17 protein-coding genes are annotated in these 21,456 nt (G+C 34.4%); 11 read left to right on the top strand and 6 right to left on the bottom strand.

Going from position 1 to position 21,456, the window contains the following annotated elements; genetic code table 11:
* Positions 1 to 79: 79 nt before the first annotated feature.
* The 4 genes from secA to B0A65_RS15985 all read left to right on the top strand — a co-directional run bounded on the left by secA (position 80) and on the right by B0A65_RS15985 (position 7,981).
* Positions 80 to 3,421 (top strand): preprotein translocase subunit SecA, encoded by a 3,342-nt coding sequence (gene secA, locus B0A65_RS16000; protein WP_074659153.1) that lies wholly within the window; start codon positions 80 to 82, stop codon positions 3,419 to 3,421.
* 397 nt (positions 3,422 to 3,818) lie between these two features.
* Positions 3,819 to 4,022: a hypothetical protein gene (locus B0A65_RS23550; protein WP_242670294.1), complete on the top strand. Its 204-nt coding sequence runs from the start codon at positions 3,819 to 3,821 to the stop codon at positions 4,020 to 4,022.
* A gap of 101 nt (positions 4,023 to 4,123) precedes the next feature.
* On the top strand, positions 4,124 to 6,283 hold the full coding sequence (locus B0A65_RS15990) for a TonB-dependent receptor (protein ID WP_074659155.1): 2,160 nt from the start codon (positions 4,124 to 4,126) through the stop codon (positions 6,281 to 6,283).
* Positions 6,284 to 6,385: 102 nt separating this feature from the next.
* Positions 6,386 to 7,981, top strand: a complete 1,596-nt coding sequence (locus tag B0A65_RS15985; protein WP_074659156.1) for a PepSY-associated TM helix domain-containing protein — start codon at positions 6,386 to 6,388, stop codon at positions 7,979 to 7,981.
* A 79-nt stretch (positions 7,982 to 8,060) separates the two neighbouring features.
* Here the strand turns inward: B0A65_RS15985 and B0A65_RS15980 are convergent, their stop codons facing one another.
* Both B0A65_RS15980 and B0A65_RS15975 read right to left on the bottom strand, forming a co-directional pair.
* Positions 8,061 to 8,723, bottom strand: a complete 663-nt coding sequence (locus tag B0A65_RS15980) for a TrmH family RNA methyltransferase (protein ID WP_074659157.1) — start codon at positions 8,721 to 8,723, stop codon at positions 8,061 to 8,063.
* A complete protein-coding gene (locus B0A65_RS15975) occupies positions 8,716 to 9,351 on the bottom strand; it encodes a hypothetical protein (protein WP_074659158.1) in 636 nt (211 codons plus the stop codon). Before B0A65_RS15975 ends, B0A65_RS15980 begins: the two co-directional genes overlap by 8 nt.
* Positions 9,352 to 9,484: 133 nt before the next feature.
* On the opposite strand from B0A65_RS15975, the gene B0A65_RS15970 reads away from it, so the two are divergent.
* The 4 genes from B0A65_RS15970 (at position 9,485) to B0A65_RS15955 (ending at position 14,749) form a co-directional block, all read left to right on the top strand.
* Entirely contained in the window at positions 9,485 to 10,009 is a 525-nt protein-coding gene (locus B0A65_RS15970; protein WP_074659159.1) for a GNAT family N-acetyltransferase, read from the top strand.
* 1 nt (position 10,010) lies between these two features.
* Entirely contained in the window at positions 10,011 to 10,715 is a 705-nt protein-coding gene (locus B0A65_RS15965) for an SIR2 family NAD-dependent protein deacylase (RefSeq protein WP_074659160.1), read from the top strand.
* A gap of 187 nt (positions 10,716 to 10,902) precedes the next feature.
* Positions 10,903 to 12,249: an adenylosuccinate lyase gene (gene purB / locus B0A65_RS15960; RefSeq protein WP_074659161.1), complete on the top strand. Its 1,347-nt coding sequence runs from the start codon at positions 10,903 to 10,905 to the stop codon at positions 12,247 to 12,249.
* 262 nt (positions 12,250 to 12,511) lie between these two features.
* Positions 12,512 to 14,749, top strand: a complete 2,238-nt coding sequence (locus B0A65_RS15955) for a cation:proton antiporter domain-containing protein (RefSeq protein ID WP_074659162.1) — start codon at positions 12,512 to 12,514, stop codon at positions 14,747 to 14,749.
* A gap of 92 nt (positions 14,750 to 14,841) precedes the next feature.
* Here B0A65_RS15955 and B0A65_RS15950 read toward each other — a convergent pair whose 3' ends face one another.
* Entirely contained in the window at positions 14,842 to 15,480 is a 639-nt protein-coding gene (locus B0A65_RS15950; protein ID WP_074659163.1) for a peroxiredoxin, read from the bottom strand.
* A 109-nt stretch (positions 15,481 to 15,589) separates the two neighbouring features.
* The gene (locus B0A65_RS15945) at positions 15,590 to 16,519 is read right to left on the bottom strand and encodes an AEC family transporter (RefSeq protein WP_317044616.1); all 930 of its coding nucleotides are present in this window, start codon (positions 16,517 to 16,519) and stop codon (positions 15,590 to 15,592) included.
* A 248-nt stretch (positions 16,520 to 16,767) separates the two neighbouring features.
* Here B0A65_RS15945 and B0A65_RS15940 point away from each other — a divergent pair, with 248 nt between their 5' ends.
* The 3 genes from B0A65_RS15940 (at position 16,768) to meaB (ending at position 19,110) form a co-directional block, all read left to right on the top strand.
* The gene (locus tag B0A65_RS15940; RefSeq protein WP_074659165.1) at positions 16,768 to 17,175 is read left to right on the top strand and encodes an RrF2 family transcriptional regulator; all 408 of its coding nucleotides are present in this window, start codon (positions 16,768 to 16,770) and stop codon (positions 17,173 to 17,175) included.
* Positions 17,176 to 17,231: 56 nt separating this feature from the next.
* A complete protein-coding gene (locus tag B0A65_RS15935; RefSeq protein WP_074659166.1) occupies positions 17,232 to 17,873 on the top strand; it encodes an NAD(P)-dependent oxidoreductase in 642 nt (213 codons plus the stop codon).
* A gap of 139 nt (positions 17,874 to 18,012) precedes the next feature.
* Positions 18,013 to 19,110 carry a methylmalonyl Co-A mutase-associated GTPase MeaB gene (meaB, locus tag B0A65_RS15930; RefSeq protein WP_074659167.1) on the top strand — a complete coding sequence of 366 codons (1,098 nt, stop codon included), beginning with the start codon at positions 18,013 to 18,015 and terminating at the stop codon, positions 19,108 to 19,110.
* Between the two features lie 60 nt (positions 19,111 to 19,170).
* Here meaB and B0A65_RS15925 read toward each other — a convergent pair whose 3' ends face one another.
* Together B0A65_RS15925 and B0A65_RS15920 are read right to left on the bottom strand one after the other, a co-directional pair.
* Entirely contained in the window at positions 19,171 to 21,108 is a 1,938-nt protein-coding gene (locus B0A65_RS15925; protein ID WP_074659168.1) for an LTA synthase family protein, read from the bottom strand.
* A 64-nt stretch (positions 21,109 to 21,172) separates the two neighbouring features.
* Positions 21,173 to 21,400: a hypothetical protein gene (locus B0A65_RS15920; RefSeq protein WP_056196313.1), complete on the bottom strand. Its 228-nt coding sequence runs from the start codon at positions 21,398 to 21,400 to the stop codon at positions 21,173 to 21,175.
* Between the last annotated feature and the right edge of the window lie 56 nt (positions 21,401 to 21,456).

Here is a 21,456-nt window from a genome sequence, read left to right as displayed (position 1 = left end):
AAAGGAAAAAGTCTCATCACAGAGGCTTTTTTTTTGGTTCTAAATACAACATTTACATATAATAGAAATATAACAAATCATGAGTTTCATAAACAGTATTATAAAAGTCTTTGTAGGTGATAAATCACAGAAAGATGTCAAAGCTTTACAACCTTATTTAAACAAAATTAAAACATTCGAAACCAGCTTAATGAGTTTGTCTCACGACGAATTGAGAGCCAGAACCGTATATTTTAAAGACAGAATAAAACAAGCCAGAGCTGATAAAGATGCTAAAATTACTTCGCTTAAAGCGGAAGTAGAAAACATCGAAGACATCGATAAAAGAGAAGATCTTTATGATGCTATTGATGCTCTTGAAAAAGAAGCTTACGAAATATCAGAGAAAACTTTATTGGAAATTCTTCCGGAAGCATTCTCTGTAGTTAAAGAAACCGCACGTCGTTTTAAAGATAATTCCTTTATTGAAGTTACTGCAACTCCAAAAGACCGCGAACTTTCAGCTTCAAAAACATATATCACTATTGAAGGTGAAAAAGCAACCTGGGCTAACAAATGGAATGCCGCTGGTAAAGAAATTACCTGGGACATGATTCATTATGATGTTCAGTTAATTGGAGGTATGGTTTTACACGAAGGTAAAGTTGCCGAAATGCAAACAGGAGAAGGTAAAACTTTGGTTGCTACACTTCCACTTTACTTGAATGCTTTAACTGGAAACGGAGTTCACTTAGTAACGGTGAATGATTATTTGGCAAAACGTGATAGTACATGGAAAGCGCCTTTATTCGAATTTCACGGTTTAACAGTTGATTGTATTGATAATCACCAACCAAGTACAGAGCAAAGAAAAAAAGCATACGACGCTGATATCACTTACGGAACCAACAACGAATTTGGTTTTGACTATTTAAGAGATAACATGGCACACTCGCCAGGCGATTTAGTACAAAGAAAACACAACTATGCGATTGTCGATGAGGTCGATTCTGTATTAATTGATGATGCAAGAACTCCTCTTATTATTTCAGGACCAGTTCCTCAGGGAGACCGTCATGAATTTAATGAATTGAAACCAAAAATCGAAAATCTGGTTGCACTACAACGTCAATTAGCAAATAATTTCTTAGCAGAAGCTAAAAAATTAATCAAAGAAGGAAATACTAAAGAAGGTGGGTTCTTATTACTGAGAGCTTACAGAAGTTTACCTAAAAATAAAGCATTAATTAAGTTTTTAAGCGAAGAAGGAATCAAACAATTGCTTCAAAAAACGGAGAACCAATACATGCAGGACAACAATCGTGAAATGCATAAAGTGGATGAAGCTTTGTATTTTGTAATTGAAGAGAAAAACAATCAGGTTGAATTGACTGATAACGGTATTCAATACCTTTCAGGAGATACTGATGCTGACTTTTTCGTACTTCCGGATATTGGAACTGAAATTGCTGCAATCGAAAAACAAAAACTGGATAAAGACGCTGAAGCGGAAGCTAAAGAAAGATTGTTCCAGGATTTTGGAGTAAAAAGCGAGCGTATTCACACCCTTACACAGCTTTTAAAAGCATATGCATTATTCGAAAAAGATGTAGAATATGTGATCATGGACAACAAAATTATGATTGTCGATGAGCAAACAGGTCGTATCATGGATGGTCGTCGTTATTCTGACGGATTACACCAGGCGATTGAAGCTAAAGAAAATGTAAAAATCGAAGCTGCTACACAAACTTTTGCAACTGTTACATTACAGAATTACTTCAGAATGTACAGCAAATTAGGTGGTATGACAGGTACAGCGGTTACAGAAGCTGGCGAGTTATGGCAGATTTATAAATTAGACGTTGTCGAAATTCCAACTAACCGTGGTATGTTGAGACAAGACAAAGAAGATTATATCTACAAAACAACACGTGAGAAATTCAACGCTGTAATTGAAGATGTTACTCAATTATCAAATGCAGGAAGACCAGTATTGATTGGAACAACTTCTGTAGAGATTTCAGAATTATTAAGCCGTATGTTGAAAATGAGAGGCGTTACACATAACGTTTTGAATGCTAAAATGCACAAACAAGAGGCTCAAATTGTAGAAGAAGCAGGTAAAGCCGGAGTTGTAACTATTGCAACAAACATGGCTGGTCGTGGTACCGATATTAAATTATCTCCAGAAGTAAAAGCTGCCGGAGGTTTAGCAATCGTGGGTACAGAGCGTCATGATTCTCGTCGTGTTGACAGACAGTTACGTGGTCGTGCAGGACGTCAGGGAGATCCGGGAAGTTCTCAATTCTATGTTTCTCTTGAAGATAACTTAATGCGTTTATTTGGTTCTGAAAGAGTTGCCAAAGTAATGGACAGAATGGGATTACAGGAAGGTGAAGTTATTCAGCATTCTATGATGACTAAATCTATCGAGCGTGCTCAGAAAAAAGTAGAAGAAAACAACTTTGGTGTTCGTAAACGTTTATTAGAATATGATGACGTTATGAACTCGCAACGTGAAGTAGTTTACAAACGTCGTCGTCACGCTTTGTTTGGTGAGCGTTTGAAACTGGATATCGCGAATATGTTATATGACACTTGCGAATTAATCGTAAGCGAAACTAAACCTACAAATGATTTCAAAAATTTCGAATTTGATTTGATTCGTTATTTCTCAATCACTTCTCCAATTTCTGAAGCTGATTTCCAGAAATTAACGGATATCGAAATCACAGGAAAAATATACAAAGAAACTTTAGCTTTCTATACGGAGAAAACAGAAAGAAGCGCAAGAGAAGCTTTCCCAATCATTAAAGGAGTTTACGAAGAGCCAAACAATCATTTTGAGCGTATCGTAGTTCCATTTACTGACGGAATCAAAACTTTGAATGTGGTTACAGATTTGAAAAAAGCTTACGATAGTGAAGGTGCTCAGTTAATTGCTGATTTCGAGAAAAACATCACACTTTCTATTGTTGATGAGGCCTGGAAAAAACATTTACGTAAAATGGATGAATTGAAACAATCTGTTCAATTGGCCGTTCACGAACAAAAAGATCCATTGCTTATCTACAAACTAGAAGCTTTCAATTTGTTTAGAGGAATGTTGGACAACGTTAACAAAGAAGTTATTTCATTCTTATTTAAAGGTGATTTACCAGCTCAAAACGTTCCGGAAATTCACGAAGCAAAAGAAGTTCGCCAAAAAGAGAACTTCAAATTAAGCAAAGATGAAATTCCAAACAGTGAAGAAATCAACCGCGAAGCGGGAGAAACACAACAACGTCAGGTTACTGAAACGATTGTGAGAGATATGCCAAAAATCAACCGTAATGATACTGTAACAGTTCAGGAAGTTGCAACAGGTAGAACTGAAGAAATGAAATTTAAAAAAGCAGAAACTTTAATCGCTTCTGGCGCTTGGGTACTTGTTAAATAAGTCGCAGTTTACAGTCGCAGTTTACAGACTGGTACTTTAAATTATATACATCAAACCCGACAGGTTTTTAAAACCTGTCGGGTTTTGTCTTTTAAAATAGTTTTCAATTTACAATCTGTGACTGAAAACTGAGACTGAAAACTTTTTTTTTGAAAACTCAAAAAAAAATTCTTTCTAAAACGAATAAACTGTATTTTTGCCACCGTAAACAATAGACAAAGCTTTGAAACGCATTTTAATCGTATTTCTTTCCTGCATGCTTTTGCTGCCATCATTTGGCAGTTTCTTTGTTTATACCTCATTCAAATTAAATCAGGAAGAAATTTCAAAAACCATCTGTGTACAACGGAAAATGGTTTTTAATTCTTGTAATGGTCGATGTGAACTTCAAAAAAGTTTGAAGAAATACGCTGACAATGAAAAAAGAATGCAAAACAATCTGAAAGAAAAAGCAGAAGTTGTTTACATTCAAAGTACGGCAACGGCTAATTTTAAATTAGTAACTCCTATCGAATCTGCAGCAAAACTTTTTGCTTCTTTTGATAAAAAACCAATTTCGGTTTCAAACCGTACTTTCCACCCTCCATCCTATTTTATATAAATTTTAGCTGCACTTTTCAATCTCAAAATTGAAAAGATTTTTTTCCTGGCTTTAAGCCAGAAGAAAACATCTGTTACTTTTTAAAATTTATATAATTTAAAATGAAAAAAATATACTTTACCCTACTTATCATAGGGCAATGTGTTTTTGCGCAAAATGAAGCAAAACAAGACACTACAAAATCTCAAGAATTAGAAAACATTTTCATAACTGCCAATCGTACTGCAACTTTACGTAAAGAAACTCCTGTTGCTATTAGTAAAATAACAGCAAAAACGATCAACGAAACCAAAGCAACGGCAGTCTACGAAATCATCAATAAAACGCCCGGCGTTTTAATGGTTAATTTAGGAAACGAACAACATATGATGTCGATTCGTCAGCCCATGACAACCAATGCTTATTACTTGTATTTAGAAGACGGTTTACCAATTCGTCCAATGGGAATCTTCAATCACAATGCCTTATTGGAAATCAATCAATATAACTTACAAAGTATTGAAGTAGTAAAAGGGCCTGTTTCTTCTCTATATGGTCCGGAAGCAGTTGGAGGAACAATTAATTTAATTTCTGTAAAACCACCTGTTGACCCTGAATTTAAATTTGGCGTTCAGGCTGATAATTATGGTTACAGAAGATTTCAGGCGGCTGGTGGGGCAACTATCGGAAAAGTTGGTTTTCATATCGCCGGAATTTCAAGCTTACAGGAAAACGGCTGGATGACGTATTCTGATTACAACAAAGACAATCTAAATGCGAGAATCGATTATAATATCTCTTCTTCTACCCGATTGATCAGTAATACCATGTATGGAAAATATTACTCTGACATGAGTGGAAGTGTAAACGAGGAAGCTTTTAACAACAGAACGTATAAAAGCACAACCGATTTCACCTATAGAAAATCAGATGCCTTAAGAACCCGCTTAACATTAGAACACGATTGGAACAGTAATTCAAGCAGTTATATAACCGCTTATTTACGCGACAATAAATTAGGCCAAAATCCTTCTTACGGAATTAAATGGAGTCCGACAGTAAATCCGACTAAAGCAACAGGCGAAGTAAATTCGAATAACTTCAAAAGTTACGGCGCTATTGGACAACATACTCAAAAATTCCATTTCCTAAATACAAAACTAGTTGCCGGTGCCTTATATGATTATTCTCCGGTCACCTATTGGGCTTATGTGATTGATTTGAAAGCGAACTTAAATCCGGGAGAAGCCGGAAAACAAACCGTAGATTCTTATGAAATTATTGCAGAGCATCCGGATTCAAAATTAGCCGATTATACAGCCGATATTTTTAACACGGCCGGTTATGCACAAGTAAGTTTTAATCCGATTGAAAAATTAATTGTTACTGTTGGCGGTCGTTATGACAACATGAAAGTCAATTACGACAATGCTTTAGATCATTCTACAGGAAGCAAAGTTTATGACAAAATGACTTTTAAAGCGGGTGCGAATTACAATCCGTTTGAATTTGCTGGTTTTTATGGCAATTATTCACAAGGATTTGCGCCTCCCGGAATTACTTCTATTTTCAGAACAAAACCAGGAACTGGCGGAACAACTGGCGTTCCTGCTGATTTCTATTATAATCTAGAACCTGCAACTTTCAACAATTATGAAGTTGGCGGATGGCTTTCTTTCCTTCAAAACAAACTAAATTTTGATTATGCGTTCTATTATATGGAAGGAAAAAATGAACTTTTAAATATCAAACTGGCAGATAATTCAACAGATTATCGTTCGGCTGGAGAGACACGTCATAAAGGAATTGAATTTGGAGCTACTTATCGTCCTTCAAAACAAATTAACTTTCGTCTTGGCGGAACTTACGCACAACACACTTATATCGATTTTAAACTTTCAGACAAACCATCTGATCCGGTTCAGGATCTAAATGGAAAAGAAATGCCATCAGCACCAAAATGGTCTGGAAATTCAGAGTTAAGTTATTACCCAAACTGGCTTCCAAATCTAAGAACTTCTATTGAATGGCAACTTGTGGGAAGTTATTACCAGGATCAGATTAATACCGTAAAATATGATGGTTACAACATTTTTAATGCGCGAATTGGATATCAATGGAAGGGTATTGAAATCTATGGAAACGTACTTAATTTAACAGACAAATTATACGCTTACAACGTTACAAGAGCCAATACAACAAACGCTCAACCGACTTATACAGCAGCTGCTCCAAGAACTTTTGTTTTCGGAATTCAATATAATTTTTCATTAAAAAAATAATATTTTGCCACAGATTAAAGGATTAACACAGATTGTAAAAATCATTTTAATCCTTTAATCTGTGGCTAAAACATCAAGTAGACAAATCATAACACCACGAATATGAGTAAAGAAATAAAAGAGAAAAAGTCTAAAAAGAAAGATTCTAAGCTTGTCAAGAAAATCAAGCAAAACATGTACAAATGGCATCGTACAATTGGCTTGATTACCATTATTCCTGTAATTTTCTGGACATTATCTGGTTTGATGCATCCTTTTATGGCACATTTTTTTAAACCGGAGATTGCCCACGACAAATTAGAACAACAGCATATTGATAAAAATCAATTGAAATTTTCAATTCAGGAAGTTTTACAGAAAAATGAACTAACGCAATTCAAAAATTTCCGAATTGTTACTTTCAATAACAAAACGTACTATCAGCTTAAAACTATAATTGGCGAATTATGGTATTTTGACGCCTCGACAGCTGAAAAGTTAGACAACGGAGATCAAAAATATGCTGAATGGCTTTCGCGATATTTTCTGGATGACCAAAAAAGCGCTGTAAAAAAGAGTGAAATTGTTACTGAATTCACCTCACAATATAAATATGTAAACCGTTATTTACCTGTTTACAAACTGAGTTTTGATCGTCCCGATACAATGGAAGTTTATGTAGAAACCTCATCAGGTAAACTGGCAACTTATAATCCAACTTCAAGACAATGGTTTATTTGGTTTTTCGATACTTTTCATAATTGGTCTTTTGTAGATGCTATTACAAACAACAGCATCCGAATTATTACAATGATTTTCTTGCTTTCTATAATTGGATTTTCTGCTTTGAGCGGAATCTTAATTTATGGCTTATTATGGAAACAATTCAAAAAAACAGATAGTTTGCAACCCAAAAAAGGACTTCGAAAATACCACCGCCAAATTGGGATTTGGGTTTCGTTTTTTACTTTAACATTTGCTTTTAGCGGCGCTTATCACGCCACTACAAAATGGGTTCCGTACACTTTATCGCAAATGGTTTACGAACCAACTTTCGAAACTAAAGAGATTCCGTTAGCGAGTAATAATTTGAATTTAGACTGGAGTCGTTTTCAAAATGCAAGCATTATTACTTTAAATGATACGACTTACTTCCGTTGTCAATTATTGGAAAAAGAAAAATTCAAAAATTCAAAAGCCGATTCTAATTCGAAATGGAATAAAAAAAACGATCAAAAATCAGAAGTTGTTTACATCAATGCTACAACCAATAAAGTGGTTCCGAATATTGATCTTGAATATGCTAAGTTTCTCGCTTATTACTTTACAGATGGTGCTCCAAAAGCCGCTTGTTGCGAAATGGTAGAAAGTTCAGACGAACCGGAAGCTTCATTAGAAAATGCAAAACTATTAGAATCTAAAGTTCTGACGGATTTTGAAAGCAGAGAATATGGTTTTGTAAATAAGAGATTGCCAGTTGTAAAATTGGCTTACGACACTCCTGAAAAAACAACCTATTTTATAGAAACAGGAACTTCCAGATTGGCCGCAAAAATTAAAAGTTCAGATATGGTAGAAGGTTATTCGTTTGCCATTCTCCACAAGTTTTTATTTATGGATTGGGCAGGAAAAAACATTCGGGATTTAACAATGGTTCTGGCAGCTTTGAGCATTTTGGTTGTTTGTGTTTTAGGATTTATTTTGTTTTTGAAGAAGTAAAACAAAGGTACAGAGGTTCTAAGTTGCTAAGATTCTAAGTTTTTTTCTTAGCAACTTAGTAACTTAGCCTCTAAGTATCTTATCTTGCGTTCTCTTCGTAATAACGCGCCTCAATTCGTTTAATATCTTTAATTGAACTTTTAGCCCAGGACAAACGTTTCTCCAAAATTTCATCCTCTGACAATTGCCATTTGATAGCTGAATTTCGTAATCTGTTGGTTAAGTTTTGAATGATGATGGCGGCAGAAACTGAAATATTCAAACTCTCGGTAAAACCAACCATCGGGATTTTAAGAAAACCATCTGCTTTTTCCAGAATTTCTTCTGATAATCCGTCTCTTTCTGTTCCGAAAAATAAGGCACTTGGTTTTGTAATATCGAAATCTTCCAACAAACAATCATTTTCATGCGGTGTCGTAGCAATAATTTGATAACCTTGATTTTTTAAAGTAGAAATACAAGTTGTAATGGAATCATATTGATTGATATCAACCCATTTTTGCGCACCCATTGCAATTTCTTTATCTATTCTTTTTCCGTAACGCTGTTCAATAACATTCAGTTCCTGAATTCCGAAAACTTCACAACTACGCATTACGGCACTTGTGTTGTGCATCTGAAAAACGTCTTCAACAGCAATTGTAAAATGCTTTGTACGTTTTCCTAAAACATCTAAGAATCTTTCTTTACGATTATCTGTCAATATATTTTCAAGGAAAGCAAGGTATTCTAAATCAATCATTATTTATTTTTTTATTGCTGAGTATAATTTTTATCACGTTATGTAATACAAATGTATTCCAATCTTCTTTATAAGAATAGCCTCTGTTAATTTGAGTCGGATTATTTTTAGAATAAACAGAAAAATAAGTTCTGTATAATTTAAATCTTAAATCGTCCCAAGGAATTTGGATCTTTTCTAATTTCGTAAGTTTTGAAACTTTGATTATAATACCTTTTGGATTAACAACAACATCTCCAATATAAAAAGATTCACCTGTTTCAAATTCTTTTAAAAAATCATTTACCTGATTATTAAAATATAAATTCCACAGCGAATCAATTATACTCGTATAAAGTTTATGCTGCTCTCTTTTTTTAATTCCGAAATAAGAATTAAACTTAATCTTTAAAACTTCATCGCTTAAATTTCTAATGTGAAACTCATATTCTCTACCAAAAACAAAATAGTATTGAAACCAATTGACTCCACAACGAAAATCTTTTATCTCCGAAGATTTAAAAGTTGTAAAACCATTATTAATCAGATCTTTATCTTCAAATTGAATAAATTCCGGATGAAGGTGCAAGGGTCTGTGATAATTATCTAAAAAACTTCTTTTAATTTTTACTTTAAGTTCTGACTCCAATTTATTCCATTTTTTTATCAGCTAAAATAAGTATTTCGTTTTAGAAATTTATCATTAGATTATTCTTTGCCAGATTAAAATAAACTTTTCTCTTCATCTAACTTTGATTAAATTCGTGAAAAAATACTGCCTTATGCAAACACCCGCAATTAAAAAAATTGGTCTTCCAGAAATACACGAGTTACAAAAAATAGGAAAACAAACATTTTCTGAAACTTTTGCCAATGACAATTCTGAGGAAAATATGAATGAATACTTAAAAGGAAAATTTTCACTTGAAAAGCTAACTTCTGAGTTGACAGATTCTAATTCTGAATTTTATTTTGCTTATACTGACACTAAAATTCTGGGCTATTTAAAAGTGAATTTTGCAGAATCACAAACAGAATTAAAAGATAAAAATGGTCTCGAAATAGAACGTATTTACGTCCTAAAAGAGCTTCACGGGCAGAAAATTGGTCAAATATTATATGACAAAGCTGTACAAATCGCTAAAGACGCTGATATAAATTATGTCTGGTTAGGTGTTTGGGAAGAAAACCACAGAGCTTTAAACTTTTATAAAAAGAATGGTTTTGTCGAATTTGACAAACACATTTTTAGATTAGGCGACGACGAGCAAACCGATTTACTAATGAAATTAACACTGAAGTCATAAAATGAAAAAGAAATTAGTCGTGCTAACCGGAGCCGGAATTAGTGCTGAAAGTGGCATAAAAACGTTTCGTGACAGCGATGGCTTATGGGAAGGCCATGATGTAATGGAAGTCGCAACTCCTGAGGGCTGGCGAAAAAACCAGGAATTAGTTTTAGATTTTTACAATAAAAGACGTCAGCAACTTAAAGAAGTAGAACCTAATTTAGGTCACAAAATTTTAGCCGAATTAGAACAGGATTTCGATGTACATATCATTACGCAAAATGTAGATGATTTGCACGAACGTGCTGGCAGCACAAAGGTTTTGCATTTGCATGGAGAATTACTAAAAGTCCGCAGCGTTAAAAACAGAAACCTGATTCTTGATTGGACCGAAGATTTATATACCGGAGATTTTGATGAAAACGGAGACCAGTTGAGACCTCATATTGTTTGGTTTGGCGAAGACGTTCCCGCATTGGAAGAAGCCATCGAAATTACAGAAACCGCAGATTATTTTGCAGTAATTGGAACGTCATTACAAGTATATCCCGCTGCTGGACTGATTTCGTATACGTATAGCATCACACCGGTTTTCTATATTGATCCAAAGCCAATTGCGATTCCGAATATCCAAAACAAAGTGGAAGTTATTGCTAAAATTGCTTCGGAAGGAGTTGCAGAATTACGAGAGCGATTAAACACTAATTTCACAAATATTCACTAATTCGAATGATTTAAAAGTTGAATTATTATCTTGATGCCTATTTACTTAAAACCAATTTTATTCTTTTTTTATAAAATTAAAATAATTTTATAATTTGTGAAAATTTGTGAAATCTGTGTTTGATCTTTTGTCTGTTAAATCCGCAAATTCTGTTTATATTTGCACCTTTCGAACAAACAACATAACAATGACTACTTTAAACGAATTGAATGCTATATCGCCAATTGACGGAAGATATAGAAGCAAAACCCTTTCATTAGCACCTTTTTTCTCTGAAGAAGCTTTAATCAAATACCGTGTATTGGTTGAAATCGAGTACTTTATTGCTTTATGCGAAGTGCCATTACCACAACTTTCAGGTGTAAACCCAAATTTATTTGACAGTTTAAGAGATATCTATAAAAAATTCTCAACTGAAGATGCACTTTGGATTAAAGAAACGGAGAAAGTAACCAACCACGACGTAAAAGCGGTTGAATACTTTATCAAAGATGCTTTTGAAAAATTAGGTTTATCTCAATACAAAGAGTTCATTCACTTCGGATTAACATCTCAGGATATTAACAACACTGCTATTCCGCTTTCTACAAAAGAAGCTTTTGAGCAGGTATATATGCCCTCTTTAATTTCTTTAATTTCTAAATTAAAAGAATTAAGCGTAGAATGGAAGGATATTCCAATGTTGGCGCGTACACACGGACAACCGGCTTCTCCTACTCGTTTGGGTAAAGAAATTTTAGTTTTTGTAGAGCGTTTAGAAGAGCAAATGCGTTTGTTATTCAACATTCCGTTTGCAGCTAAATTTGGTGGTGCAACAGGAAACTACAACGCACATCATGTAGCTTACCCGCAAATCGACTGGAAACAATTCGGAAATAAATTTGTAGAAACAGATCTTGGTTTACACCATTCTTTTCCAACAACTCAAATTGAACACTACGATCATTTTGCTGCCTTTTTTGATGCTTTAAAAAGAATCAACAATATCATCATCGATTTAGACCGTGATATCTGGACGTATGTATCGATGGAATATTTCAAGCAAAAAATCAAAGCAGGAGAAATTGGATCATCTGCAATGCCACATAAAGTGAACCCAATTGATTTTGAAAATTCTGAAGGAAACTTAGGAATCGCCAATGCTATTTTCGAACATTTAGCTGCTAAATTACCCGTTTCAAGATTACAACGTGATTTGACTGACAGTACTGTTTTACGTAATATTGGAGTTCCAATCGGTCATACTATTATTGCCTTTGAAGCTACGCTGAAAGGTTTAAACAAATTGTTATTAAACGAATCAAAATTTGCTGAAGATTTAGAGAAAAACTGGGCTGTTGTTGCAGAAGCAATTCAGACCATTTTACGTCGTGAAGCATATCCAAATCCGTACGAAGCTTTGAAAGGTTTGACAAGAACAAATGAGGCAATTGACAAAAAAGCGATTCATAATTTTATTGCCACTTTAGAAGTTTCTGAAGCTATTAAAGAAGAATTAATGCAGATAACACCTGCTAATTTCACAGGAATCTAAAGAAAACCTAAAATATTTTCTCAAAAAAAGCTATCTTTAACGATAGCTTTTTTTATTGCTTGTAAACCTGATTGGGAAATTAGCCCAGAGTGAAATGAAAAGCCTTTTGTGAAAAAAACTATATTTTTTTGTAGATACAGAACGACTCCCGAAGTATCGGGATAAACTTCTGAAGCTCCTGTAACTACTTTAAAAATATGTTTTTTGAATAAAAGCTTGAAATGGAAAGCTGGATTAGCTCCTGAACAAAAAATACCACTTTATGATTTCCTTATACGCTGCTGCTGAAACTACACACCATTTGAGACCTTTAATTAGTGATTTGGGATTAATCCTGATCACTGCCGGAATTGCTGTATTACTTTTTAAAAAAATGAAACAGCCTTTGGTTTTAGGTTATTTGATTGCCGGTTTTTTAGCAGGAAACCATTTTGATTTTTTCCCTTCTATCACCGAAATGAAAAGCGTTGAAGTTTGGGCTGAAATTGGTGTGATCATTTTGTTGTTTAGTTTGGGGCTCGAGTTTAGTTTTAAGAAATTAATGAAAGTTGGCGGCACGGCTTCAATTACGGCTATTACCCAAATTATTACCATGGTCATTATTGGTTATCTCGTCGGGCAATGGATGGGCTGGGCGTCTATGGATAGTATATTTCTTGGCGTTATTTTATCTATCTCCTCTACTACTATCATTTTAAAGACCTTTGATGAATTGGGTGTTAAAGCCCAAAAGTTTGCCGGTATTGTTATCGGCTCTCTTATCGTTCAGGATATTGTTGCCATTTTAATGATGGTTTTACTTTCGACTATTGCGGTAAGTCAGCAATTTTCAGGAAGTGAGTTGATGATGTCTGTATTAAAGCTAATTTTCTTTTTGACCGTTTGGTTTTTAGGTGGTATATTTTTTATTCCTACCCTTCTTAAAAAAACAAAGCATTTATTAACGGATGAAATGCTGCTGATTATTTCGTTAGCCTTATGTTTAATGATGGTAAGTTTTGCTTCGAATGTTGGTTTTTCACCGGCATTAGGCGCTTTCATCATGGGATCTATTATTGCCGAAACTACCCAGGCGGAACATATTGAACATTTAATAAAACCCGTAAAAGATTTATTCGGGGCGATTTTCTTTGTATCTGTGGGAATGTTAATTGACCCAAAAATGCTTTATACACATGCGCTTCCGGTTGCTATTTTAACGCTTGTTACTATTGTGGGACAATCTGTAAGTTCAACAATTGGCGCTTTATTGGCGGGACAACCCCTGAAACAATCCGTACAAACCGGAATGAGTTTGTCCCAAATTGGGGAATTCTCGTTTATCATTGCCACTTTAGGAATGACCTTAAACGTTACAAGTTCTTTCTTATATCCTGTGGTAGTAGCCGTTTCTGCTATAACCACATTTACAACGCCTTTTATGGTGAAATACGCCGTACCTTTTTCAAACTTTCTGGAACGTAAATTACCACGAAAATGGGTTAAAAACATTAACCGCTATAGTGTGAATGCGCAAGCCATAAAATCAGTCAGCATCTGGCAAAAAGTATTGAATGCTTATATTATGCAAATCGTTCTGCATACCATTATTATTGCTGCAGTAATTTTATTATCCTCAAAGTTTGTTGCACCGTTAGTAGCCGATACAAGATTTGGAAATACATTGGCAGCTCTAATAACATTGATTGTCATTGCTCCTTTTTTATGGGCACTTTCACTGCGACGAATAGCAGATGATGAAGTAGAATTACTTTGGGAAGAACGTAAATATCGCGGCGCCCTATTGATGATGATATTAATTAGAATGGGATTAGGATTGTTTTTTATTGGTTTCTTACTGAATATTTTCTTCTCTCCATTAGTTGCTTTTGTTGCCCTGGTCATTGCCATTGCAGTTTATCAAATATTCCCGAAAAAACTAAATGAACAATACCATAGAATTGAAAGTCATTTTTTAAAAAATCTAAACGATCGGGAAAACAAAAAAATAGACAGACGTTATGCAAACTTAATGCCTTGGGACGGTCACATGTCGTTTTTTGATATTGGAAAAGAATCAAATTTGGCAGGAAAAACATTGGAAGAACTCCGTATTCGAGAGCAAATGGGAATTAATATTGCTTATATAAAACGAGGCGATGTTATGATCTCTATCCCAACCAAAAATGAACGTTTGTTTCCTGGTGATGAAATATGTGTAATTGGTACCGATGCTCAGGTTACCGAGTTTACGAAATATTTAAATCAAAACGAAGTTGAAGCACCTGCATCCGTTGAAGAATCTCAAATTGTACTACGTCAGCTGGAAGTTTCCCAAGAAGAGTTTATTGATAAAAGTATTGGCCAATTTAGAGGAAAAACAGGCGGAATGGTGGTTGGAATTGAAAGAAACGGAAATCGAATCTTAAATCCGGAATCCAATATCATTTTAGGAAAAAATGATATTATCTGGGTTGTTGGAGACAAGAAAAGAATGAGTGAGTTGATGAAGAGAGCGTAGGAAAAGGTTCAAAGGTTCTGAGGTACTAAGGTTCTAAGGTTTTTACCTCTTTACGAAATCTTAGAATCTCAGAACCTTAGTCCCTCAGCACCTTACTTGTTCGGTTGCGGTGTCATACGCAAATACGGTTTTATTGGCGTGTGCCCTTTTGGGAATTTCGCCGGAATATCACTGTCAGGAACTGCCGGAGTAATAACTACATCTTCACCGTCTTTCCAGTTTGCCGGAGTTGCTACGCTGTAATTTGCTGTTAATTGCAAACTATCAATAACACGAAGCAATTCGTCAAAATTTCTCCCTGTTGAAGCTGGATACGTTAAAGTCAGTTTGATTTTTTTATCGGCACCAACGACAAAAACAGAACGCACTGTAAATTTATCGCTTGCATTTGGATGCAGCATATCATATAAAGTGGCTATCTTTTTATCTTCATCAGCAATTATCGGGAAATTAACGGTTGTGTTTTGAGTTTCGTTAATGTCTTTAATCCACTCTTTGTGTGACTCTAAACCATCAACACTCAAAGCGATAACTTTTGTATTTCTTTTAGTAAATTCCGGAAGATAATTAGCTACTGTTCCCAATTCTGTTGTACAAACAGGAGTAAAATCTGATGGATGCGAAAATAAAACTCCCCATGAATCTCCTAACCATTCATGAAAATTGATCGGTCCTTCTGTGGTTTCTGCATGAAAATCCGGAGCTATATCGCCTAATCTTAATGTTGACATAATTATATTTTTTTAGTTCCTCTAAAATTACTAAAAAATATAATTAAAAAAACTAAACTCTACTTTTTCTATCAATTTTATTCTAATCTACTTAAATAGCTTAAACATCTTAGATAAAACTAACAATAAAATACCAGATAGCAAGCGTTATAAAAGAAATTGGAATACCGAAACCAATCATCATACTGCTTAATTTTGGTTTTAAGCCATAAGTCGAAGCTAGTATGGCACCAGTAATCATGGGTGCCATTGCAATTTCTATTATCGTAATTTTAATGGCTTCAGAATGCTGCTTGAAAATGAAAACATACAAAACCATAATAATGAATGGCGTCACGATAAGTCTGAAGAAAAGACCCAATCGTAAAAATCGCCAATGCTGACTTCTTCTATCAAAATTTAATTGCAACCCAACAGAAAACAGCGCCAAGGGCGTAACCAGACTTCCTACTTTCAACAATACAGATTGAAGATTTAGATCTAAATCATAATTAAAAACATTCAAAGAGCAGGCTACTACAAACGTAATGAAAGGCGGAAATAGAATTACTTTCTTCAAAATACTCCACGCATCCGGGCTGCCTTTAGAATAAAATGCTGCCACAAATACACCCAAAGTCGAAACTACAACAAAGGTTCCGGGCTGATCTACCAAAATGGCTGTTTCTAAACCTTTTTTACCAAATAAAGCTTCCACTATAGGATATCCTAAAAAAGAGGAATTACTCAAGCCGGCGGTCAGGACCAAACAACCAATTAATTTATTTGACCAGCCCAATCGTCGCCCCAAAAAATGAAAGAATACAAATGCCAGGAAAAAACTAATCCATCCCGCTCCTATTGGAAACAATAAATCATTGTTCCATTTTATTTTAGGAATATGATATAAAGTGATAGCTGGTAAGCATACATAAATGACAATTTTATTAATGCTTTTATAGATATGAGTTGGAAATCGCTTTACCTTTTGCAAAAGCAATCCTAAAAACAAGAAGAAGAATATCTGAATAAAGTTGTTCATATCGTAGGTTCCCGACAAAAATAGGAATTTATAGTTTAGTAATTAGTGCTTAGTCGTTAGTAATTAGTCGTTAGTTCGTAGTGCCTAGTTGTTAGTGTAATTGTTTTAAAGATAATTTTACTAAAATCCCTAGATGATTACTTATTTACCAAAACTAATTACTAAGAACTAAGAACTAAAGACTAAGAACTAGGAACTAAAAAACCGTTAAAATATTTTTTTTGTTCAATAAAACACTTTACATTTGTAACATATTTTATTACAGTATGATTTCAGGTAAATTTGCCATAACGATTCACATTCTTACTTTGCTCACCAAATATCCAAATGATTATTTATCATCTGAATATATTGCGGGAAGTATTAACCTAAATGCTGTTTTGGTAAGAAAAGAAATTGCCAATTTAAAAGCACATCATATTGTAGAAAGCAAAGAAGGCAAAAATGGCGGAACGAAATTAACTGTAGACCCGACGAATCTAACTTTGAAAGAAATATTTGAAATGACATTTGAAAGTATTAATTTAGGGTATGCCAAAAATCAACCTAATCCGGATTGCCCGGTTGGAAAAAAAATAAATCAAAATTTAACCGCTTTATATGCGGATATGAATCAGAAAGTTAGTTTACAATTAGAAGGAATTTCTTTAGAAGATTTTTCGAATCAGTTCTAAGCTATTTTTTTACATAAAACTGTAACATTTTTTATTACTCATTAAAATTATATATTATGAAAATCGCACTTATTGGAGCAACAGGATTTGTAGGCTCAGCCATTTTAAACGAATTGACAAGCAGAAATCATGAAATTACTGCTATTGCAAGAACACCAAAAGAAACTGCAAATGTAAATTGGGTAGCCGCTGATATTTTTAATTCAGATGCATTAGCCGAAATCTTAAAAGGAAATGATGTTATTATTAGTGCTTACAACGCTGGCTGGACCAATCCAAACATTTATGACGATTTTATCGCCGGTTCAAAATCTGTTCAGGAAGCGGTAAAAAAATCAGGGGTGAAACGCTTCATTGTAATTGGCGGCGGTGGAAGTTTGTTTGTTGCACCAGGTTTACAAGCGGTAGACACACCGGACTTCCCTAAAGAATATTATGTTGCTGCGACTGGAGCACGTGATTACCTCAACATTATTAAAGAAGAAAAAGAACTGGATTGGGCATTTTTCAGTCCGGCTTTCGAAATGCACCAAGGTATTACAACCGGAAGAACAGGAAAATACCGTTTAGGATTGGAAAATCCAGTTTTCAACGAAGAACAAAGAAGTATTTTATCTGTAGAAGATTTGGCAGTTGTAATTGCTGATGAAGCAGAAACTCCAAAACACCATCAGGTAAGATTTACCGCAGCTTATTAAACACGAATTTCACTAATTAGCACTAATTAATTTGTGTAAATTAGTGAAATTCGTGTTACATCTCAAAACAGTTTCAAAGAAAATCCTTTTTTGAAACTGTTTTTGTTTTCTGTACTTTTACAATACCAAAAAAAGTATTTTGTCAAGTCCAAAAAAACCATCTAGCAGTTTACAAGAAAAAGCCGGTATTTCACCTCCTGAAATTATCAATGTATCGGCTATTACTCAAATTCAAAAAAACAGGCGACAACAACCTTCTTCAGAAGAATTAATTGCTGGAATACTGGATGGAAACAGAACTGCTTTGAGCCGTGCCATAACTTTGGTCGAAAGTACCAATCCCGAACATACTGAAAAAGCAAATGAAGTTATTAAAGGATGTTTGCCAAACGCTAATAAATCTATCAGAATTGGAATTACAGGCGTTCCCGGTGTTGGAAAAAGCACTTTTATTGAAGCTTTTGGAAGTTTCCTGACGCAACTTGGAAAAAAAGTTGCCGTATTGGCCGTTGATCCGAGCAGTTCGCTTTCGCATGGAAGTATTTTAGGGGATAAAACCCGTATGGAAGAATTGGTAAAAGATGAAAATGCTTTTATCAGGCCAAGTGCTTCCGGAGATACTTTAGGGGGCGTGGCGAGAAAAACCCGAGAATCGATTATTTTGTGCGAAGCTGCAGGTTATGACACTATCATTATCGAAACTGTTGGTGTCGGACAAAGTGAAACTGCTGTTCATAGTATGGTGGACTTTTTTTTATTACTAAAAATTTCCGGCGCCGGCGATGAACTTCAGGGCATTAAACGTGGTATCATGGAAATGGCAGATGCGATTGTCATCAACAAAGCCGATGGCGATAATATTAAAAAAGCCAATCAGGCGAAACTGGAATTCAATCGCGCTTTGCATTTATTTCCTCCCAAAAAATCAAACTGGCAGCCAAAAGTTACCACTTGCAGTGCTATTACAAAAGAAGGAGTTTCTGAAATTTGGGATACCATTTCGTCTTATTTTGAAATGACCAATGAAACGGGTTTCTTTTCCGAAAAACGAAAAGAACAGAATCATTTTTGGATGATGGAAACCATCAACGAACAATTGAAACTGAACTTCTACAATCAGCCCGAAATTATTTCGCAATTAGAGCAAAACAAAAAAGCAGTGCAAAATGATGAAATTTCACCTTTTGCAGCTGCTCAGCTTTTATTAAAATTATATTTTAATAAAGGTTCAAAGTAGCAAAGGTTCAAAGGTACAGAGGAAAAACCTTTGTCGCTTTGAACCTTTGTTCCTTTGCACCTATTTAGTTCCTCTCAACTTGTATTTATTTTCCTTGTACAAATTTCCTGCTGTAATTACATGCGCTAAAGCATCTTTAGCTAATTCTTCATTTAATTTAACCGGAATTAAAGTCGTATCATTTTTGATTTCAAACTGTAGTGGTTTCAAATTGGGTTGCATAATCACAACTTGATTTTCGACTCTGAACGCGTTGATATCATTAAACTGCATAATTGATCTTCCTTGTATTTTGGCATCTAACTTATTTAAGTTTCTACCCACCATTGGCGTTTCAAAAGGGATTCCTAAATAGCCTAATAACGTTGGCGGAATATCAATCTGACTAGCCAAATTGCTGTAAACAGTACCTTTCTTCACTCCTGGCCCCAATATTAAAGCCGGAATATGGAATTTGTTAATTGGCACTAAATTTTTACCGTATGTTCTTGTGTTATGATCAGCAATAACGATGAAAATAGTGTTTTTAAAATACGCTTCTTTTTTAGCCATTTCGAAGAATTTCCCTATAGAGAAATCGGCATATTTCATCGCATTATTTACAGTTGCAGGTTTCTTATCAAAAGGTTTGATTCTTCCTGCCGGATATTCAAAAGGTTCATGATTTGAAGTTGAAAACATTAAAGAAAAGAAAGGTTTATCTCCTTTTGCCTTAAAATAACTATTTGCTTTGGTAACCAAATCTTCATCTGAATAACCCCAGGTTCCTTTGAAAGCATATTTGTTTCCGTCTGATTCAAAATCTTCCTGATCTACAATATCCTGAAACCCATTTCCGTTGAAAAATGAGGCCATGTTATCAAAATTTGCCATTCCACCATAAATAAAACTAGTGTCATACCCCTTTTGTTTTAAGGCATCAGCCAAAGTAAAAAACCCTTGTTGTGAGTTTCCTAATTTTACGACACTTTCTGAAGGCGAAGGCAAAAATCCGGTTACAACCGCTTCAATTCCGCGAACGCTTCTTGTTCCGGTGCAATATAGATTAGTAAACAATAAACCTTCTTTTGATAATTTATCAAACTCTGGCGTTAATGGTTTTCCGCCTAAAATTCCAACATACTCTGCTCCTAAACTTTCTTGTAAAAAGATAACCAAATTATAAGGTTTCTTATTAACAGAGTCCGGCTGCTGTACATGCAAAAACGGAATTTCAGCATCTGTAAAATCATTTGGTCCGGTAATCATGTATTTTTTCACACGAGCAATGGCTTCGGCTTCATCCATTTTTCCATACATCTTCGTGTTTCCTTCATTTTTTATAGAATACGCTGCAAAAGCAACAGTATAAAATGAATTCAATCCCAAAGTATTCGTCAGTTGATCTGTAGAGAAAACAGCATTGCTTGCATTAATTGGTCGCTTTGAGGTAAGGCTTGAACGTGCTCCAAAAAACAATAAAAACGCTAATAATGGAAAAACCATTAATTTGAATTTATAATCAGCAAGTGAAGTATAGAAATATTTTTTCCCTTTTTTGAAAGCAAAATAAATAACAGCTCCCAAAATCAGGAAAGTAACAATAATCGAAGTCAGGTAACTTTTTAAAAGCATTCCAACAACTTCCTTAGGGTAAATCAGATAATCTAAGAAAATTTTATTCGGACGTGTGTCGTATTGTTTTACAAAATCCGGAGAAGCTAATTCTACAAACAGAATCAAAAACAGAAATAAGAAACTATAAATCACAAGGAATTTATTAGTAAACTTTAACCATTTATTCGGCAAAAAAGTAATTAAAACGGCCGGAAGAAAAGACAAATAACATAATAAAATCAAATCCATTCGAAGACCGATTGGAAAAATGTACCAGAAATTTGGTGTTTCTACAACCCTGTCTTTAAAAATAAAAAATAAAAATAGTCGACTTAAAGTAGTAATTAGCAATCCGATTGCTATAAAATTGAAAATGGGTTTTAAAAAACTTAATTTTTTCATTAGAAAGATTTAGAACGTAAAAAACAACTTGAAAAATTAAGTAAAGACGCACTGCAGTGCATCTTTACTCTTCGTAACGATTTATTTCGCGATCATAAAATTCATTCGCTTTTTCAATCAAACCTTCCATTTCTGCATTTAATTCAGCTTCATCAAGATCTTCTGCTTCTTCTAAAAACTCTACCTCATCATCTTTTAGATTGATGATAAATCTTGGGTAATCAAGGTGAACGATAAAAATATCATCTGGAAAATCAGTATTGTCTCCGAGTAAAAATTTAGGTAATTCCATTTTATTTTTTTTTGTTTATATTTTTTTTTGCCACAGTTCTTCAGATTTAAAAAAGC

Origin of the sequence: Flavobacterium frigidimaris (genome assembly GCF_002217275.1) — a bacterium.
Lineage (GTDB): Bacteria > Bacteroidota > Bacteroidia > Flavobacteriales > Flavobacteriaceae > Flavobacterium > Flavobacterium aquidurense.
Note: the sequence above shows the minus strand (reverse complement) of the source record. Positions and strands in the feature narration are given on the sequence as shown.